Origin of the sequence: Streptomyces sp. NPDC096323 (assembly GCF_040302845.1) — a bacterium.
Lineage (GTDB): Bacteria > Actinomycetota > Actinomycetes > Streptomycetales > Streptomycetaceae > Streptomyces.
In genome coordinates this window covers 384,829-401,548 of record NZ_JBEOSI010000007.1, presented here as the reverse complement: position 1 = coordinate 401,548, position 16,720 = coordinate 384,829, and the positions used below count along the sequence as shown (strand labels likewise).

Sequence of the window (16,720 nt, the reverse complement as noted above, 5' to 3'; positions counted from 1 at the left end):
TCTCCGGCCCCTTCCCGGGGCACAGCGGCCCTCGCCGGCCGCTGCCGCCGTCCCTCGCGCCGCCCCCTCGGGCCGGCGCGGTTATGCGAACGCCCGCGCCGCCGCTTCCTCGACGAACTGCACGGCCTCGTCCAGCTCCACGGACGGGGCCATTTCCAGTGCCACGGCCAGATCCCGCCCCGCGACGGCGAGTTGATCGCCGATGGCGAAGATCCCTGCGTCCGGCATGATCCGCGGCTCCCGGCCCGGCGCCTCGACGCGCTGGGCCCGCACCGCCAGTTCCCTGGCCACGGCCAGTCCCTCGGCCGCGGCTCCGCGCTGCAGCCTGCTCTGCGGGGCGGCGCGCAGCCGGTCGGCGAATCGGTCCACGGCGGTGATCAGGGGCGTCGTATCGAGCACTCCGCGACCCTACGCGCCCCTCCGGGATGGTTGCCAACGGGCCGTCGCTCGGGCACGGTGTCGGGAGGACCAGCAACGCGCACAACGCGTCGGAGGCGCCGATGTCACAAGTCCTGTCCGAAGAGACCCATCGCAATCTGCTCGCCAGAATCCCGCACTGCACCGGTCGTGAGATCTCCGACTGGCTCCGCACCGTCGAGGACGGCCCGGCTCTCCGCTTCGAGGAGAAGGTCAGCTGGCTGCGGAGCGAACACGACCTCGCCTACGGTCACGCGAAGGCACTCATCCACGAGTACGACCTGAGGAGAGCGGCCCGCAAGCTGCTGTAGGTATCCCTCCCTGGGCAACGGGAACGGCCCGCAGGCTCCTCGTCGGAGCCTGCGGGCCGTTTGACGTATCCGCCGCCTCGGGGACTAGTCGTCGCCGCTGAGGATGGAGAGCAGGCGCAGCATCTCCAGGTAGATCCACACCAGGGTCATGGTGAGGCCGAAGGCCGCCAGCCAGGACTCCTCGCGCGGAGCGCCGTACGCGATGCCGTCCTCGACCTGCTTGAAGTCCAGGGCCAGGAAGCACGCGCCGAGGACGATGCCGATGACGCCGAAGAGGATGCCGAGGCCGCCGCTGCGGAAGCCCAGGCCGTCACCGCCGCCGAACACGGCGAACAGCAGGTTGACCACCATCAGGAGCATGAAGCCCATGGCGGCGGCCATCACGAAGCCGTAGAACCGGCGGGTGACGCGGATCCAGCGCATCTTGTACGCGAGCAGCACACCGGCGAAGACACACATGGTGCCCAGCACCGCCTGCATCACGACGCCCGGTCCGATGTACGTGCTGACCGCGCTGGAGATCACCCCGAGGAAGACGCCCTCGAAGGCGGCGTACGAGATGATCAGCGCGGGGACGGGCTTGCGCTTGAAGGACTGGACGAGCGACAGCACGAAGGCGATCAGCGCGGCGCCGATCGCGATGCCGTACGACTTGCCCAGGTTGGCCTCGTCGACCGGCAGCAGGGCCCAGGCGGCCGCGGCGCCGAGCACGACCGTGCCCAGCGTCAGCGCCGTGCGCGTGACGACGTCGTCGATCGTCATCGCGCCGGAGCGCGCCGGCGCCTGCGGGGCGCCGTACTGGGTGTCCTGCTGGGCGTAGGGGTTGGTGGCGTACGGGTTCGGGGCGGTGCCCTGCGCGTACGGGTTGGCACCCGCTGCGGGGGCCCCGGCCTGCGGTGCCGCGGTGAAGCCCGCGTGCCCGTTGTCGCGGCTGAAGCCCCGTCGCGAGAAGACCGGGTTGCTGCTCCTCATCTCACTCCTCCATGGCCACCCAGCGTGGCCTTGGAACAAGAGTAATGGCTAGGCAAAACAATGTGCCTAGTGCCAGGGGAGGATCTTTCCGCGGCTGCCGGCCGGCGGAGCCGGCACCTCCTGGGTCGCGGCCCAGGAGGCGAGCAGGCGCAGGCCCTCTTCCGAGGGGGAGGCGGGTTCGGCGGTGTAGACGGTGAGGGTGAGTCCGGGTTCGGCGGCCATCTCGAGGCCTTCGTAGGCGAGGGTCAGCTCCCCGACGGCCCCGTGGTGGTAGCGCTTGGTGCCGGTGCCGTGGTGGCGGACGTTGTGGGCGCCCCAGCGCGTGCGGAAGTCGTCACTGCGGGTGGACAGCTCGCCGACGAGGTCGTGGAGGTCCTTGTCGTGGGGGTTGCGGCCGGCTTCCGTACGCAGGATGGCGACGGTGATGTCCGCGGCCTGGTCCCAGTCGGGGTAGAAGGTGCGGGAGGCGGGGTCCAGGAACAGGAAGCGGGCGAGGTTCGCCTGGTTGTCGGGCGCGGCGTAGACGTCGCTGTAGAAGGCGCGGGCGAGCTGGTTGGTCGCCAGGATGTCCATGCGGCCGTTGCGCACGAAAGCGGGCCCGGCCGTGATCGCGTCCAGCGTCCACTGCAGGCTGCGGTGCGCCGTCCACTGCCGGGTGGCGCGGCGGCGCGGGCGGCTGAGGACGTCGGAGCCGTCGGCGGCCTGGGCCAGGTGCAGGAGGTGGGCGCGCTCGGCGTCGTCGAGCCGCAGGGCCCGGGCGACGGCTTCAAGGACGGCGGGGGACACCCCGGCGAGGTGGCCGCGCTCCAGCTTGGCGTAGTACTCCACGCTCACGTCCGCCAGGGCCGCGACCTCACTGCGGCGCAGGCCCGGGACGCGCCGCCGGGGGCCGGAGGGCATGCCGGCCTGTTCTGGAGTGATCCTGGCTCGCCGCGAGGTGAGGAACTCACGGACCTCTTGACTGTTGTCCACGCCATCGACGGTACGTCCCGGGCGCGGCCGCAGGGGTGTACCGCCTGTACACCTCTCCGTGGTGACTCGCTGGGCGCGCGAGGAGCGGGTTACCTGGATGACGTAGAGCTTTCTGTCCGGCCGTGAACGCGGACGGGCAGTGAGCCCGCCACCGGCCTCCCGGGCGCGGCTTCCCGCCGCGTCCGCCAGGCCGGCGACCGCACCCGGCGTCCGGCTCCCCCGGTGCCCCGGCCTCGATACGTTACGTAAGGAACCCTCATGCGCGGCGCAGTGATCCACGCCCCCGGCGACGTCCGCTTCGAAACCCTGGACGACCCGAAGATCCTCCACCCGACCGACGCGGTCATCCGCACGGCCGTCACCTGTGTGTGCGGCTCCGACCTGTGGGCCTGGCGCGGCCTCGAGCCCATCGGTGACCCGCACCCGATGGGGCACGAGTACGTCGGCTTCGTCGAGGAGGTCGGCAGCGAGGTCACCTCGGTGAAGCCCGGGCAGTTCGTCGTGGGCTCGTTCGCGACCTCGGACAACACCTGCGCGAACTGCCGCAACGGCTTCCAGTCGAACTGTGTGCATCGCGAGTTCATGAGCACCTGCCAGGCCGATTACGTACGCATCCCCAACGCCCAGGGCACCCTGGTCGCCACCGACGAGCTGCCCGGCGAGGAGATGTGGCCCGGTCTGCTGGCCGTGTCCGACGTCATGGGCACCGGCTGGTGGGCGGCCGACGCCGCCGAGGTCCGGCCCGGCTCGACCGTCGTGGTCGTCGGTGACGGCGCGGTCGGCCTCTCCGCCGTGATCGCGGCCAAGGAGATGGGCGCGGAGCGCATCATCGCGATGTCACGGCACGAGTCCCGGCAGAAGCTCGCCCTGGAGTTCGGCGCCACCGACATCGTCACCGAGCGCGGCGACGAGGGCATCGCCCGGATCAAGGACCTGACCGACGGCATCGGCGCCGACTCCGTGCTGGAGTGCGTCGGGACCGCACAGGCCATGGCGCAGGCCCTGCACTCCACCCGCCCCGGCGGCAACGTCGGCTTCGTCGGCGTCCCGCACGAGGTCGCCGTCGACGGGCAGGAGCTCTTCTTCTCCCACGTCGGCCTGCGCGGCGGCCCCGCCCCCGTACGCCGCTACCTCCCCGACCTGATCGACCGGGTCCTGTCGGGCCGGATCAACCCGGGCAAGGTCTTCGACCTCACCCTGCCGCTGGACCAGGTCGCCGAGGGCTACAAGGCCATGGACGAACGCCGCGCCATCAAGGCCCTTCTCAAGCCCTGACCCAAGCCCTGACCCACCGCCCCTACGAAGGAGGCCCCATGCAGATCACCCGAAGCTCCCTCGACACCCTCAAGGGCCCCGCCGACTGGTTCACCGGCGATGTCTACATCGACCCGGTCGCCGCCGCCCCGGCCCCGTCCCGGGTCACCGCCTCGCTGGTGCACTTCATGCCCGGGGCGCGCACCCACTGGCACCGTCACCCGCTGGGCCAGACCGTCTTCGTCACCGAAGGGGTCGGCCTGTGCCAGCGCCGGGGCGGCCCCGTCGAGGTCATCCGGCCCGGCGACCGCGTCTTGTTCGAGGCCGACGAGGAGCACTGGCACAGCGCGGCGCCGAACCGGCTGATGGTCCACGTGGCCATCAACGAGGGCGACGCCGACCACGACGTCGTGCACTGGCTGACCCCCGTCACCGACGAGGAGTACGGCGCGGCGCCGCCCACCGCCTGACCCGGCCGCCGGGTGCGCGGTGGCTCAGTCGAGGCAGAACTCGTTGCCCTCGACGTCCTGCATGTTGAGGCACGACTCGTTCTCCTCGTCGGCGAGCAGAAGCCGGCCGCGTACGGCACCGAGCGGGAGCAGCCGTGCGCATGCGGCCTCGAGTGCGGCCAGGCGGGCCTCACCCACGAGTCCGGTACCGACCCGCACATCGAGGTGCACCCGGTTCTTGACGACCTTGCCCTCGGGAACCCGCTGGAAGAACAGCCGCGGACCGGCGCCCGACGGATCGGCGCACGCCGCGTACTCCGGCCCCGGCTGCCCGGGGACCTGCGCACGGTCGAACGCGTCCCAGCTGTCGAAGCCCTCGGGGAGCGACGCGACGTACCCCAGCACCTCGGACCAGAAGCGGGCGACGCGCACGGGTTCTGCGCAGTCGAAGGTGATTTGGACCTGCTTGATCGACATCATCGGTCAATCGTAGGGGCGGAGTGGTCGCCGGCGGCACAAGTTTTCGAGCGGCCCTCGCCCCTGACGGCGCGTCGATCGAGCCCCGCCCGACGGCGGCCCTTGACCTGGAGCGCGCTCCAGATCCGACGATGGGCGGCATGGAAACCAAAGACCCCCGGATCGTCCTCGGCACCATGGACTTCGGCACCCGCGTCGGCCCGGACCGCGCCTTCGCGATCCTCGATTCGTTCGTCGCAGGCGGCGGTGTCTGGCTCGACACCGCGAACTGCTACTCCTTCTGGGCCGACCCCGCCGGCGTCGGCGGCGCGAGCGAGCGCGTCTTCGGCGCCTGGCTGCGGGCCCGCCCCGGCGCACGTGACACGGTGCGGATCGCGACGAAGGTCCGCCACAATCCGCTCGTCCCGCACGCGGCGGAGAGCGCCGAGGGGCTCTCCGCGCGCGCCGTTCACGCCGGTGTGGAGGAGAGTCTGGGGCGGCTCGGCGTCGATCACGTCGATCTGCTGTGGGCCCACGCGGAGGACCGCGGCGTGCCGCTGGAGGAGACTGTCGAAGCCTTCGGCGACCTGGTCGCGAAGGGAGTGGCCCTGCGGATCGGGGCGGCGAACCATCCCGCCTGGCGCGTCGAGCGCGCCCGGTCGCTGGCACGGGAGCGGGGCGTGGAGCCGTGGACGTGCCTGCAACTGCGCCACTCGCTCGTCCAGCCGCGTCCCCTGACCCCCGTCGCGGAGGGCGGCCACCGTCTGCTCACCGCCGACGACCTCGACCTCGCACGGTCGGAGGGGCTCGCCGTGTGGTCGTACAGCTCCCTGATGTGGGGGTCCTACGTGCGCCCCGACAAGCCGCTGCCGTCCACCTATGATCACCCCGGAACCACCCGGGTCCTCGCGGTCCTGGACGGCATCGCCGACGAACTCGGGGCCACGCGCAATCAGATCGTCCTCGCGTGGCTGGTGCGGCAGGGCATCGACCCCATCGTCGGCGCGAGCCGGGTGGAGCAGATCGAGGAGGCGCTCGCCGCACACCGTGTACGGCTCGGCGCCGAGCACCTGGCCCGGCTCGCCGAAGCCCGGTAGCGGAGGTAGCGGCGGTTGTCCGAGGTCAACAAGGAGGCTCCCATGACGACTCTCACCCCGGCGGCGGCCGCCGACCGCACCGGCGTCTCCATCGACACTCTGCGGTACTACGAGCGCGAAGGGCTCATCGGCCCGATCCGGCGGTCCGGCGGCGGGCGCCGGGAGTACACCGAGAACGACGTCTTCTGGATCGGTCTCGTCACGTGCTTCCGCGAGGCCGGCCTCGGCATCGCGGACCTGCGGGAGTTCGTCACCATCCTGCGCGCCGAACACGCCCCGCAGGAGCGGGTCGCCTTCCTCCGTGAGCGCCGGACCGCCCTGGAGCAACGGGTGGCGGCGCTTCACCGGGCCATGGAGGTCCTCGACGACAAGATCGCCTACTACGGCTGAGCGCGGGCGGCCCGCACCCGCGACCCCGCACTCCGCGTCATGGGGCAGCGTCCGCCGGCTCGTACCAGAGGCTCGTCATCGGGGCGCGCATGGTCCAGCCCAGCGAGGAGTAGAGCGCCCGCCCCTCGGGCGTACCGACCAGGAGGCCGGTCCTCGCACCGGCCTCGTACGCGGTGCTCTGCAGCGTACGCATCACCAGGCTGCCGAGGCCCTTGCGTTGGTGGCCGGTGGCGGTCTCGACCTGGTCGACCACGGCGTGGGTGCCGGCCCGGGCGACCTGCCCGCGCGCGGCGAAGTGCCCGGCGCTCGTGCGGACCAGCACACGGCTGACGCCGCCCCGCGTCCAGCTGGTGAGCGTGTAACCGGACGGTACCTCGGGGCGTTCCGGGCGCAGTTGGCCGGTCATCAGGTAGCCGGGGACGTCGCTCCGCCAGCCAGGCCCGGCCCACGGCAGGACCGCCTGCTCCTCGGCGAACAGCTTGAGCCACGTCCCGGGCGCGCTCGTTCCGGCGACGATCTTGCGCACGTCGCCCTCGGACGGCTCCGGCAGCACATGCCGGGCGACGTGCCGGGGCTGCCCGACGTCGATGGTCCACCCCCACGGCTCGTCGATCGGGTCCGAGCTGCCTCGGGAGACGACCCAGCCGTCGATCCAGCTCCGCACGAGCTCACTGATCCCGGTGTCCGGCATCACCACCCACCCCCTTCGTAATAGGTAATAGCGCGTAGTGAACCTTACGGGATAGGGCTGGGATCCGCCCCGGCAGCCCCCCGGGCCGCCCGCTCCACCCGCTCCCGGTACCTCGCCCACCAGGCCGCATCGCCGGGCGCCATGTTGCGGCCCGTCTGCCGCTGCCCCGTGGCCCCGTCGATCAGCTCGCGGACGACGTCGGCGTGCCCCGCGTGGCGCTGGGTCTCGGCGACCATGTGGACGAGGACCCGGTGGAGCGTGAGTTCCGTGCCCTCTCCCCCGGGCAGGCGGCCGGTCGCGTCGAGGTCCAGCGCGTCGATCGTCGCGTCGGAGTGGGCCCGGACCCGGCGGTAGGCCGCGATCGTCTCCTCGCGCGTCTCGTCGGCCGTGGCCCACAGGTCCGCGTTCGGCTCGGCGTCACCGGCGATCCACAGCCCCGGCGCGTCCACGGGCCGCCCGAAGACCTCACCGAAATAGAAGGCCTCGGCTCCGGTGACGTGTTTGACGAGACCCAGCAGATTGGTGCCGGTGGCGGTCATGGGCCGACGGACGTCGTACTCCGACAGCCCCTCCAGCTTCCACAGGAAAACATCACGGGCATCCTGCAGATACACGTGCAGGTCCCTCTTGCGGTCCGCCTCTTGGCGCGCTTTTCCGTCTGGCCCGGTCATGAAGCCACTCTGCCCAGACACCCGATCCATGCCCAAGGGCTTTTCCGCCGGGCCCGCCCGGCGGACGGTCGCCGCCGGTCTGCCGGCTCAGTCCCCGGCGCGGCGCTCCATGAGGAGTTGACCGTCCTCGTACGACACCTGCCGGAAGCCGGCCTTCTCCCATCCGCGCACCGCGCGGGCATTGCCGGCCGCCGGGTCGACGGTCACGCGCCGCCAGCCGAGATCCCTGAACAGGTGCGTGACGAGCGTGCACGCGGCGTCCGGGCCCAGGCCCCGGCCTCGGGACTCCGGTATGAGCACCATGTCGATGCCGCCTTCGCCCGCTACGGCAGCATGCCAGTACTGCGCGTATCCCACCGGCTCGCCCCGCGCCAGCACGATGTACGACTCCACGCGTGGCCGGCGCCTCCCCACGTACTTGTCGGCCACCACCTCACGCGGTTGCGGCTCTCCGCCCCAGTGTTCGACGAACTCCGGAGTGGCGAACCATGTGGCCAGCAGGTCCAGGTCCCGCTCGGCCGTCGGGACGAGGCGGGTCAGCAACCCGTCGAGCGAGAGGTCGTCAGCCATGCGTCACTCCGCAGCGCCCGCCGACGCCTCCGCCAGGCGCTCGAACGTCTCGTTGAGCACCGCCCTGCGCTCGTCCTTGTACGCGGGCTTCGGCCCCAGGCCGTCGATCGTCGCCTCCCACACCGCCAGGAACTTCTCCTGCCAGGTCCGGATCAGCTCGGGCGGCGGGAGGGTCACGCCCACCCAGCCCTGTCGGTCCAGTACGAGCAGCAGTTCCAGGTTGCAGGGGACGGTGACGCCCCAGTACTCGTCCGGTTCCAGCCCCACCGGATCGCCGGCCATCGCCTCCGTCACCTCGGCTGTCAACCGGCCGACCAGGTCCCCGAGATGGTCCGCCGCCGTGTCGCTGTCGAAATTGCCCGCGCCCCACGTGCCCACTGTTCCGCCTCCGCGCGTGCGTCGTCGTCGATACCGTCCCTGATCACTCATCACAGCAGAGGGCACTGACAATCGCGGCGGAGAGGCCGTCAGTTGAACAGGTTCTCCGGGAAGTCCGTGAGGAACATCAGCAGCACCAGTGCCATGAGCAGCAGCGAGACGGCTCCCTCCGTCAGCGCGGCGCGCGGGCTGCTCGCCAGGGTGGCCGTGCGGTGCGGGTCGGCGGGGTCGTAGCGGACGGTCACCCGCGCGCCCTCGTGGAAGCGCTTGGTGCCGGCGTTCCGGAACTCGACCCACTGCCCGTTCCGCGCCGTGAACGCGAAGACGTGCCAGGCCCGCCGGTCGCCCGACGAGCCCGTCGCCGAGTCGCGCTCGTCCACCCGGATACAGCGCGCCGGGGCCGTGACGCCGGAGCGGGCGCCGCGCAGCTGCTGCACGGTACGGCCCAGGGATCTGAGCGCTGCCAGCGCGACCACACCGGTGATGACGAGCGATGTGTCCATGGGAACCGAACCTTCTAACCGTTGCGCAGTCTGTCGACGAGGAAGCCCACCGCACAGCCAACCACCAGGACCACCAGCTGCACCAGGAACGTGAGCACGGAGAGATCGCTTCCCTGGGAGAAGAAGATCACCAGCTGGAGCACGACGGCGGGGGCGAACGCCGCGATGAAGTGCCGTACCCGTGACTCCCGTGACGCGCCCTGGTGCACGGCCGCCGCGGCCCACACGCCCAGCGCGATGCAGGCCGCGGACGGCAGGTGCAGCAGCAGGATCGTGCGGACCGGTGAGGCCATGGTGGAGACGTCGTCGCCCGTGATGACGTCCCAGACGAGGACGGCGAGGGCCACCTGCGTCACCAGGGTCACCACGATGCCCGCGGCCCAGGGCAGCATGAAGTTCATCAGCCGCGGCCGGTCGTGGGCGGGCGCGGAAACGGAAGCGGGAGCATACCCGCGGCGTGCGTTATATCGGGACATGCGGCTGCCTCTTCGTCGTCGCCCGGCGTCCGGGCACTACTTCACCTGGATGCTGTCGACGATCTTCGTCCGGTCCGCGTCGCTGAGCTTGCCCTCCTGGGCGTCGATGCGGACGGAGTAGATCTTTCCCCCGGAGTCGACGCCCGTGATGACCACGCCGTCGACCTTCGCGCCCTTCGGGGGCGACTGCGGCACGCCCGTACCGGTGTAGGTGAAGTCGATGCGCTTGGCGTCCTTCGCCCCCTCGATGTCCGCGTCCTTCGTGCCCTTCACCTCGGTGGTCGCCATGAGCAGGGCCCGGCCGACCGAGGCGGCGTCGTCACCGGTGGAGGCGCTCGCGAAGCCGCTCTGGATCGACACCTTCACGGTCGGCCGGTCCCCCTCGCTCTGCAGGGCCGCGGCGTCGTTGAGCTTGCCGCGCTCCGCCTTGCTCTGCTCGGTGAGGCCGGGCGGGTAGGCGAGCGACACCGTGGGCCCGGCGAGCTTCTTCCAGCCGCTGGGCGCGGCGGGCGCGGCCGTGTCCGACCCCTTGTCCCCGCCGCACGCGGCGAGCGTCAGGCCGGCGGTGAGGACGGCGGTCGTGACGGCGACAGCCCGCACCGTCCGCCGGACGGAAAGCTTGGTCATGATCGTCTCCTCCTGGTACGCGGGAATCATTTGGCACAGTAGCTGTACGGGAAGAACGAGCGCTGGCCACCGGAGGGAGCCCCGAGGAACTCGGCCTTCGTCAGGCTCTTCTCCGACTCGGAGGTGGTGTACGCGCCGTTGATTCCGGCGATCTCCAGGTTGATGTCCAGGCCGATCTCCTCGGACGAGGACGATCCGTCGTACTCCTGCTTGCTGACCTGGCCGTGGTTGAACGCGTAGTGGCCGAACGGGTCGCCCGGACCGGGGTCCTTGGTGGGCACCGGCGTTCCGGTGAACAGGTAGGTGAAGGCGCTGTTCATGCCCTGGCCGGAGAACAGCTGGGCCTTGATGGCGTCGGACTCGGCCTGGGACATGTTCTTGTCGTCCAGGGGGACGGTGGTGGTGACGACCTGGGTGGTGGTCCCGCCGCCCTTCTTGTTGCCGTTGACGTCGCCCTTGAGGCCGGCGTTGGCCTCCGCCTTGCCCTCCAGGGTCCGCGTCATCGTGATGCTCTTCACCTTGCCGGTCTTGCTGTCGACCGTGACGGTGATGGCGCCCGCCGCCGAGCCGGCGGCCTCCGCGCCCGCCTTCGCGGGACCGGCCTCGCCCTTCGCGTACGCACCTCCGGTGGCCTTGGCCTGGTAGGTGTACGCGTCGGTGTTGTTGATGTGGTTCTGCGTCAGCGTGACTTCCTGGGCCTCGGAGATCTTGACGCCGGCCTCGATGGTGGCGCCGGGCTTCGGGGCCGGGGTGGTCGTGCCGTCCGGGTTGGTCGTGTCGGGGGCGTTCATCCCGGCGCCGAACTGGAAACCGGCCTGGGCGGCGACTTCGAGGCTGATCTTCTGGGTGGTGATGTGCTTGTTGCCGAGCTTGTCCTCGATGTTCTGCTTGAGGCGGCTCTCCTTGGCCTTCGGCCCCTTGCCGAACCAGCTGGCGATCTCGGTGGAACCCCCGACGATCGGGCTGAGGTTGGAGAGCTTGTTCAGCCGGCTGAGCTTCTTGTACTCCTCGAGGTCCTTGCGGAACTGGTCCGCTTCCTCCTGGCTGTCGAAGACCCAGGTGTCGCCCGTGGTGACGGTGAGACCGGCGCCGATCTCGACCTTGTCCTTGCCCACGTCGCCGATCTTGATGCGGGCCTTGGGCTTCTCGGTGCCCTTGATCGAACCGGCGTCCGTGAAGGTCAGCGACACCTGCTCGTCGTTGTCGTCGATCTTGCCGTCTTTGTTGACGTCCGTCTTGGCCTTGCTCGTCGTCTCCTCGAACCCGAATTCGCCGCCGAATTCGATGCCGAGCGTTTCGAACGAGACGCCGAACTTGCCGCCCTGGGTCCCGGCCTTGGTCACCGTGGCACAGGTGAGGGGCTCGAACTCGGCGTTGGGATCGCCGCCCGCCTCACCGCCCTTGCCGGTGTCGCACCCGGCGCTGCCGCCGCCGACCGACGAGACGAGGCACTGGATCCTGTTGCTGATCTGTCCACCGAGGCCGGCCACCGCCATACCGCCGATGAGGGACACGACGACCAGGATCGTGCCGAGGTACTCGAACGCGGTAGCGCCCCGGTCGCCCCATCTGCTGCTGGGTATGGTCTCCCGATACCGCGTCCGCCGCATGGCTTGCCCTCCCGTATGGCCTGAGGGCACGGAGGCTATGGGAGGTGCGTGCGGTGCGACACGGGCCCGTGGGCCCAATTCCCGGTCCTAATTCGCGGGCGCACCGGGCGGGCGGGGCCCTCTCCACGGGCGGCGGGCCCAGACCGCACCCAGGCGGTAGCGGGCTGCGTATCAAGCGTGACGTACCGTGTTCGCCCGCCACCCGGCCCGCGAAGCCGCCACAGGCCCTCGACCCTCGCGCCTTCGTTCCCCGTGCGCGCGGTGGTGCCCGGAACCGGACTCGAACCGGTACGCCCCCGAGGGGCAGCGAGGTTTAAGCTCGCCGTGTCTGCATTCCACCATCCGGGCCTGACGCGCGGCTCCGCGTTTGGCACATGACCCTATCCGGGGGCACCCCCGCGCCGGACGGACAGTGGCTCGATGTTGTCCTATTTTATTGATCTCTTGAGGGTGCGTCAGCACACGTGGGAGGCATAGTCACATGCCCGGGCGGGGTAGCGGGCGCGGCGGCCTCGTATCCGAATTGACGGAAAGTCGCCGCACCCACACAGCCGATTCGCCAGGGGCGCGCCATGGATCGCCAGGGCCGCGCCACCCCTACCGGGTGACGGCGTCGTTGACGCAGCGCAGCACCGGGTGCGCAGCCAGTGCGTCCGGGTCCGCCAGGACCGCTCCCGTGACCGTGAACACCGCGCTCTCCCCGGGCAGCAGCGTGACGAGCATCTGGTCCACCTCGGCTGCCGGGTCCAGCCGGTCGGGGAAGAGCGCGAGGTCCCTCAGCAGGGTGCGGGCGGTCACCTCGACGCGGTAGCCGGGCGCCTCGCCGCCGCTCTCCGTCACCGTGGCCTCGAACCGGGCCTGCGGCAGCGCGAGGCGGGTGTCCTCCTCGTAGAACTCCACCGCCCGGGTGTCGCCGAGGTGCGCGACCAGGAGCTCGCGGGTCCGGTCGGCGGGTTCGGCCACCGACGGCGGCAGCGGGACCCGGGTGACCGAGCGCGCGGCCGTGCTCACCACCATCTCCTCCTCGGCCAGCACCGCCCCGTCCAGGCCGTGCCGGGTCAGGCGCAGCGTGCCGGTCCAGGCGGCGGGGGCGTCGTTGACCAGGTGGACGGCCCCGTCGCGTACGGCGATCAGACGGTCCCCGTACACGGCCCGCAGCGCGTACCAGAGCGGCTTGCGGCGGCCGTCCCCGTCGACGGCCGCCCAGGAGACGACCGGCCAGCAGTCGTTGAGCTGCCACACGATCGTGCCCATGCAGTACGGCGTGTGCGAGCGGAAGTGGCGGATGCCGAAGGCGAGCGCGCGGGCCTGGTTGAGCTGGGTGAGCCAGTGCCAGTCGTCGAAGTCCGCGCCCGGCTGCGGCAGGTGGTCGCCCAGGCCCCGGAGCAGCTTGGCGTTGCCCTCCTCGGCCTTCTGGTGGTGGGCCAGGAGCGGGGCGTCGGGGGTCAGCGGGCCGCTGACGGCGCGGCGCAGGGTGGCGTACGCGGGCGGGCCCTGGAAGCCGAACTCGGCGACGAAGCGCGGCACCCGGTCGGCGTAGGCGCGGTAGTCGGCCCGGTTCCACACGTCCCAGATGTGGATGGTGCCGTGCGCCGGGTCCTGCGGGTGGATGTCCTCGGTGCCGGAGTAGGGCGAGCCGGGCCAGTAGGGGCGGGTCGGGTCCGTCTCGGCGACGATCGCGGGGAGCAGCTCGTGGTAGTAGCCGTGGCCCCAGGTGCGGTCGCCCAGTTCCTTCTGCCAGCCCCAGTCGGCGTGGCCCTCCAGGTTCTCGTTGTTGCCGCACCACAGGACGAGCGAGGGGTGCGGGGCGAGGCGGGTGACGTTCTGACGGGCCTCGGCCGCCACCTCGTCCCACAGCGGCTGCTCCTCGGGGTAGGCGGCGCAGGCGAAGGGGAAGTCCTGCCAGACGAGCAGGCCCTTCTCGTCGGCGAGCTCGTAGAAGTCGTCGCTCTCGTAGAGCCCGCCGCCCCAGACCCTGACCAGGTTGACGCCGGCCGCGACCGCCTGGTCGAGGCGGTCGGAGATCCGCTGCCGGGTGAGGCGGGAGGGGAAGCAGTCCTCGGGGATCCAGTTGACGCCGCGTACGAAGACGGGCTCGCCGTTCACGACGAAGCGGAACGCCTCCCGCTCCAGCACCACACCGCGGAAGCCGGTCCTGGACCGCCGGACGTCCTCGCCGAGGCGGACGGTGACGTCGTACAGGGGCTGCTCGCCGTGGCTGTGCGGCCACCAGAGCTCGGCGTCGGGGACGGAGAGGGTCACGGTCGCCCGGTTCTCGCCCGCGAGGACGGTGAACGCGGCCCGCTCGCCCGCGACCTCCAGGGCGGCTTCGAGGGCCTCCTGGCCGGACCGGTCGACGTCGAGGGTGGCGGTGAGCCGCGGCACCCCCGCGTCGTCGAGATCCGGCAGCAGGGTGACCGACGCGATCCGGGGCCCGCTCCAGGTCTCCAGGGCGACCGGCCGCCAGATGCCGGAGGTCACGAGCGTCGGGCCCCAGTCCCAGCCGAAGTTGCACGCCATCTTGCGGATGAAGGCGTACGGCTCCGCATACGCGCCGGGCCGGTCGCCGAGCCGCTCGCGCAGCTCCTCGGCATAGGTGTACGGGGCGGTGAACCGTACGTCGAGGGTGTTGGCGCCCTCGGCCAGCACCGCGCGGACGGGGAAGCGGTGGCTGCGGTGCTGGTTGGCGCCGCGGCCCACCTCGATGCCGTTGAGCAGGACGGTGGCGACGGTGTCGAGGCCGTCGAAGCACAGGTCGGCGTGGTCGTGCCCGTCCGGCGTCCAGTCGAACGTGGTCCGGTACGTCCAGTCGGTGCGGCCGATCCAGCCGAGCCGCGTCTCGTTGTCGTCCAGGTACGGGTCGTCGATCAGCCCCGCCGCGAGCAGGTCGGTGTGGACGCAGCCGGGCACGGTGGCGGGCACGCCCCCTGTGGGGAGCCCCAGTGGCACAGGACTCTCGGCGGTGAGCGTCCAGCCGTCGTGCAGGGGCAGGTGGCGAAGGGTCACGCGGAGGTCCTTCCGCAGTCGGGGAGCTGGGCGCAGGCGACGAAGTGGTCGGGCTCGGTCTCGTACAGATCGGTGTCCTCGGCGCCGCCGCCCGCGTGGAAGGCGCAGCTCTCCAGCGGCTCGGGCGGGGCCCACGGGGTGTTGAGGCGGGGCACGGCGGCCAGCAGGGTGCGGGTGTAGGGGTGGAGCGGGTTGCCGAACACCTTCTGGGTGTCGCCGCGCTCGACGATCCGGCCGCGGCGCAGCACCACGGTCTTCTCGGCGAGGTAGGTGCCGAGCGCCAGGTCGTGGGTGATGTAGAGGACGCCGAGGCCGCGTTCCTTGAGGGCGGCCAGGAGGTTGAGGACGTCGATGCGGGTGGACGCGTCGAGCATGCTGGTGATCTCGTCGGCGACCAGGAAGCTCAGGTCGAGCAGGAGGGCGCGGGCGATGAGGAGGCGTTGCAGCTGGCCGCCGCTGAGCTGGTGGGGGTAGCGGCCGAGGACCTGTCCGGGGTCCAGGCGCACGTCCCGTACGGCCTTCTCGACGCGGTTGGCCCACTCCTTGTCACAGACGCCCGGGTGGTAGGCGCGGCGGATCATGTCGAAGACGCGGTCGGCCCGGAAGACGGGGTTGTAGCAGGAGAAGGGGTCCTGGAAGACGCCCTGGACGCGGCGGTAGAAGTCCTTGCCCGGGCGGACCGGGCTGCCGTCCAGCGTGAGGCTGCCGGAGCTGACGCCGGTCAGGCCGAGGATCATCCGGCCGATGGTGGACTTCCCGCTGCCGCTCTCCCCGATGAGGGAGACGACCTCGCCGGGCTCGGCGGTGAAGGACACCCGGTCCACCGCGGTGACGGAACCGCCGCCGAACGCTCCGGCGCGGTAGGTCTTGGTGACGTGGTCGAGGGTCAGCATCAGGCCTTCCAGCATGCGACGGAGTGACGGGGGGCTATCTCCACGACCGGTGGTTCTTCGGCGCACTGCTCGTCGGCGAGCGGGCAGCGGTCGCGGAAGCGGCAGCCGGCCGGGGGGTTCAGGAGGGAGGGCGGGGCGCCCGCGATGCCCTTGAGGGGCTTGTCGGCGTACCGGGCGCCGACCTCGGGGAGCGAGCCGAGCAGGAGCTTGGTGTACGGGTGGCGGGGCGCGGTCGTCAGGACCTTCGTGGGGGCCTTCTCGGCGAGCTTGCCCGCGTACATCACCATGATCGAGTCGGCGATGTGCGAGGTCAGACCGAGGTCGTGCGTCACGAAGATCATGCTGGTGACCAGGCCCTTGTCGCGCAGCCCGGTGAGCGCGCCGACGACGGCCCGCTGGGTGGAGACGTCGAGGGCGGAGGTGACCTCGTCGGCGATGAGGACGGACGGGTCGAGGAGCGTGGAGATCACCATGACGGTGCGCTGTTTCATGCCGCCGGACAGCTCGATCGGGTAGCGGTTCAGGACGTCGTGGTCCAGTCCCACCAGGTCGAGGCGGCGGTGCAGTTCGGGCGTGTCCACGCTGACGCCGCGCGAGGCGAGCAGTTCGCGGATCATGCGTCCGATGCGGCGGGTGGGGTTGAGGGCGCTCATGGAGTACTGCGGTACGAGCGAGATCCGGTGGAAGCGGAAGGCGTTCATCGCCCGGTCGTCGGCCACGGGCACGTCGTCGCCGTCGAGGGTGACGGTGCCGCCGGCGTGCCGCATCCGGCCGTCGAGGCGGATGAGCGACTTGCCGAGCGTCGTCTTGCCGCAGCCGGACTCGCCCGCGAGGCCGAGGATCTCTCCGTCGGCCAGGTCGAAGGAGACGCCGTCCAGGGCCCGGACCTCGCCGCGCAGGGTGCGGTAGTGGACGCGGAGGTCGGTCACGGTCAGGGTCATGTGCTCAGGCCTCCGGGAGAGCGGTCGGTCGGAATC

Annotated in this window: 20 protein-coding genes and 1 tRNA gene; 5 read left to right on the top strand and 16 right to left on the bottom strand. The window is 71.2% G+C overall.

Annotation, left to right across the window (positions count from 1 at the left end; translation table 11 throughout):
* Window positions 1-81: 81 nt before the first annotated feature.
* Window positions 82-399 (bottom strand): hypothetical protein, encoded by a 318-nt coding sequence (locus tag ABTX18_RS21910; protein WP_352124386.1) that lies wholly within the window; start codon window positions 397-399, stop codon window positions 82-84.
* Between the two features lie 101 nt (window positions 400-500).
* On the opposite strand from ABTX18_RS21910, the gene ABTX18_RS21905 reads away from it, so the two are divergent.
* A complete protein-coding gene (locus ABTX18_RS21905; RefSeq protein WP_123527779.1) occupies window positions 501-728 on the top strand; it encodes a DUF4287 domain-containing protein in 228 nt (75 codons plus the stop codon).
* An 84-nt stretch (window positions 729-812) separates the two neighbouring features.
* Here ABTX18_RS21905 and ABTX18_RS21900 read toward each other — a convergent pair whose 3' ends face one another.
* On the bottom strand, window positions 813-1,700 hold the full coding sequence (locus ABTX18_RS21900) for a Bax inhibitor-1/YccA family protein (RefSeq protein WP_352124385.1): 888 nt from the start codon (window positions 1,698-1,700) through the stop codon (window positions 813-815).
* 66 nt (window positions 1,701-1,766) lie between these two features.
* A complete protein-coding gene (locus tag ABTX18_RS21895) occupies window positions 1,767-2,672 on the bottom strand; it encodes a helix-turn-helix transcriptional regulator (protein WP_352124384.1) in 906 nt (301 codons plus the stop codon).
* A gap of 258 nt (window positions 2,673-2,930) precedes the next feature.
* On the opposite strand from ABTX18_RS21895, the gene ABTX18_RS21890 reads away from it, so the two are divergent.
* Entirely contained in the window at window positions 2,931-3,947 is a 1,017-nt protein-coding gene (locus ABTX18_RS21890) for a zinc-dependent alcohol dehydrogenase family protein (RefSeq protein WP_352124383.1), read from the top strand.
* Window positions 3,948-3,985: 38 nt separating this feature from the next.
* Complete coding sequence (locus tag ABTX18_RS21885) at window positions 3,986-4,396, top strand: (R)-mandelonitrile lyase (protein ID WP_352124382.1); 411 nt, start codon at window positions 3,986-3,988, stop codon at window positions 4,394-4,396.
* Window positions 4,397-4,420: 24 nt separating this feature from the next.
* Here the strand turns inward: ABTX18_RS21885 and ABTX18_RS21880 are convergent, their stop codons facing one another.
* Window positions 4,421-4,855, bottom strand: coding sequence for a VOC family protein (locus ABTX18_RS21880; protein ID WP_352124381.1), 435 nt, complete (start codon window positions 4,853-4,855; stop codon window positions 4,421-4,423).
* Window positions 4,856-4,992: 137 nt separating this feature from the next.
* Here ABTX18_RS21880 and ABTX18_RS21875 point away from each other — a divergent pair, with 137 nt between their 5' ends.
* Together ABTX18_RS21875 and ABTX18_RS21870 are read left to right on the top strand one after the other, a co-directional pair.
* The gene (locus ABTX18_RS21875; protein ID WP_352124380.1) at window positions 4,993-5,928 is read left to right on the top strand and encodes an aldo/keto reductase; all 936 of its coding nucleotides are present in this window, start codon (window positions 4,993-4,995) and stop codon (window positions 5,926-5,928) included.
* 42 nt (window positions 5,929-5,970) lie between these two features.
* A complete protein-coding gene (locus tag ABTX18_RS21870) occupies window positions 5,971-6,318 on the top strand; it encodes a MerR family transcriptional regulator (protein ID WP_352124379.1) in 348 nt (115 codons plus the stop codon).
* 37 nt (window positions 6,319-6,355) lie between these two features.
* Here ABTX18_RS21870 and ABTX18_RS21865 read toward each other — a convergent pair whose 3' ends face one another.
* The 12 genes from ABTX18_RS21865 to ABTX18_RS21810 form a co-directional block, all read right to left on the bottom strand.
* Complete coding sequence (locus ABTX18_RS21865) at window positions 6,356-7,009, bottom strand: GNAT family N-acetyltransferase (protein ID WP_352124378.1); 654 nt, start codon at window positions 7,007-7,009, stop codon at window positions 6,356-6,358.
* A 44-nt stretch (window positions 7,010-7,053) separates the two neighbouring features.
* The gene (locus ABTX18_RS21860; protein WP_352124377.1) at window positions 7,054-7,680 is read right to left on the bottom strand and encodes a DinB family protein; all 627 of its coding nucleotides are present in this window, start codon (window positions 7,678-7,680) and stop codon (window positions 7,054-7,056) included.
* An 87-nt stretch (window positions 7,681-7,767) separates the two neighbouring features.
* Window positions 7,768-8,250: a GNAT family N-acetyltransferase gene (locus ABTX18_RS21855; protein WP_352124376.1), complete on the bottom strand. Its 483-nt coding sequence runs from the start codon at window positions 8,248-8,250 to the stop codon at window positions 7,768-7,770.
* 3 nt (window positions 8,251-8,253) lie between these two features.
* Window positions 8,254-8,628, bottom strand: coding sequence for a DUF4259 domain-containing protein (locus ABTX18_RS21850; RefSeq protein WP_352124375.1), 375 nt, complete (start codon window positions 8,626-8,628; stop codon window positions 8,254-8,256).
* Window positions 8,629-8,717: 89 nt separating this feature from the next.
* Entirely contained in the window at window positions 8,718-9,131 is a 414-nt protein-coding gene (locus ABTX18_RS21845; RefSeq protein WP_352124374.1) for a DUF3592 domain-containing protein, read from the bottom strand.
* 14 nt (window positions 9,132-9,145) lie between these two features.
* Window positions 9,146-9,607 carry a hypothetical protein gene (locus tag ABTX18_RS21840; protein ID WP_352124373.1) on the bottom strand — a complete coding sequence of 154 codons (462 nt, stop codon included), beginning with the start codon at window positions 9,605-9,607 and terminating at the stop codon, window positions 9,146-9,148.
* 36 nt (window positions 9,608-9,643) lie between these two features.
* Window positions 9,644-10,234, bottom strand: a complete 591-nt coding sequence (locus tag ABTX18_RS21835; protein WP_352124372.1) for a hypothetical protein — start codon at window positions 10,232-10,234, stop codon at window positions 9,644-9,646.
* 26 nt (window positions 10,235-10,260) lie between these two features.
* Window positions 10,261-11,844, bottom strand: a complete 1,584-nt coding sequence (locus tag ABTX18_RS21830) for a hypothetical protein (RefSeq protein WP_352124371.1) — start codon at window positions 11,842-11,844, stop codon at window positions 10,261-10,263.
* Between the two features lie 262 nt (window positions 11,845-12,106).
* Window positions 12,107-12,192: transfer RNA gene (locus ABTX18_RS21825), tRNA-Leu, on the bottom strand.
* 249 nt (window positions 12,193-12,441) lie between these two features.
* Window positions 12,442-14,850: a glycoside hydrolase family 2 protein gene (locus ABTX18_RS21820; RefSeq protein WP_352124370.1), complete on the bottom strand. Its 2,409-nt coding sequence runs from the start codon at window positions 14,848-14,850 to the stop codon at window positions 12,442-12,444.
* Window positions 14,847-15,758 (bottom strand): ATP-binding cassette domain-containing protein, encoded by a 912-nt coding sequence (locus ABTX18_RS21815; RefSeq protein ID WP_352124369.1) that lies wholly within the window; start codon window positions 15,756-15,758, stop codon window positions 14,847-14,849. Before ABTX18_RS21815 ends, ABTX18_RS21820 begins: the two co-directional genes overlap by 4 nt.
* Complete coding sequence (locus ABTX18_RS21810) at window positions 15,743-16,684, bottom strand: ABC transporter ATP-binding protein (protein ID WP_148019026.1); 942 nt, start codon at window positions 16,682-16,684, stop codon at window positions 15,743-15,745. Before ABTX18_RS21810 ends, ABTX18_RS21815 begins: the two co-directional genes overlap by 16 nt.
* Window positions 16,685-16,720 lie beyond the last annotated feature (36 nt).

Coding starts and splice junctions, on each gene's coding strand:
- ABTX18_RS21905 (WP_123527779.1), top strand. CDS start 501: ATGTCACAAGTCCTGTCCGAAGAGACCCATCGCAATCTGCTCGCCAGA.
- ABTX18_RS21900 (WP_352124385.1), bottom strand. CDS start 1,700: ATGAGGAGCAGCAACCCGGTCTTCTCGCGACGGGGCTTCAGCCGCGAC.
- ABTX18_RS21890 (WP_352124383.1), top strand. CDS start 2,931: ATGCGCGGCGCAGTGATCCACGCCCCCGGCGACGTCCGCTTCGAAACC.
- ABTX18_RS21885 (WP_352124382.1), top strand. CDS start 3,986: ATGCAGATCACCCGAAGCTCCCTCGACACCCTCAAGGGCCCCGCCGAC.
- ABTX18_RS21880 (WP_352124381.1), bottom strand. CDS start 4,855: ATGATGTCGATCAAGCAGGTCCAAATCACCTTCGACTGCGCAGAACCC.
- ABTX18_RS21875 (WP_352124380.1), top strand. CDS start 4,993: ATGGAAACCAAAGACCCCCGGATCGTCCTCGGCACCATGGACTTCGGC.
- ABTX18_RS21870 (WP_352124379.1), top strand. CDS start 5,971: ATGACGACTCTCACCCCGGCGGCGGCCGCCGACCGCACCGGCGTCTCC.
- ABTX18_RS21865 (WP_352124378.1), bottom strand. CDS start 7,009: ATGCCGGACACCGGGATCAGTGAGCTCGTGCGGAGCTGGATCGACGGC.
- ABTX18_RS21860 (WP_352124377.1), bottom strand. CDS start 7,680: ATGACCGGGCCAGACGGAAAAGCGCGCCAAGAGGCGGACCGCAAGAGG.
- ABTX18_RS21855 (WP_352124376.1), bottom strand. CDS start 8,250: ATGGCTGACGACCTCTCGCTCGACGGGTTGCTGACCCGCCTCGTCCCG.
- ABTX18_RS21845 (WP_352124374.1), bottom strand. CDS start 9,131: ATGGACACATCGCTCGTCATCACCGGTGTGGTCGCGCTGGCAGCGCTC.
- ABTX18_RS21840 (WP_352124373.1), bottom strand. CDS start 9,607: ATGTCCCGATATAACGCACGCCGCGGGTATGCTCCCGCTTCCGTTTCC.
- ABTX18_RS21835 (WP_352124372.1), bottom strand. CDS start 10,234: ATGACCAAGCTTTCCGTCCGGCGGACGGTGCGGGCTGTCGCCGTCACG.
- ABTX18_RS21830 (WP_352124371.1), bottom strand. CDS start 11,844: ATGCGGCGGACGCGGTATCGGGAGACCATACCCAGCAGCAGATGGGGC.
- ABTX18_RS21815 (WP_352124369.1), bottom strand. CDS start 15,758: ATGCTGGAAGGCCTGATGCTGACCCTCGACCACGTCACCAAGACCTAC.
- ABTX18_RS21810 (WP_148019026.1), bottom strand. CDS start 16,684: ATGACCCTGACCGTGACCGACCTCCGCGTCCACTACCGCACCCTGCGC.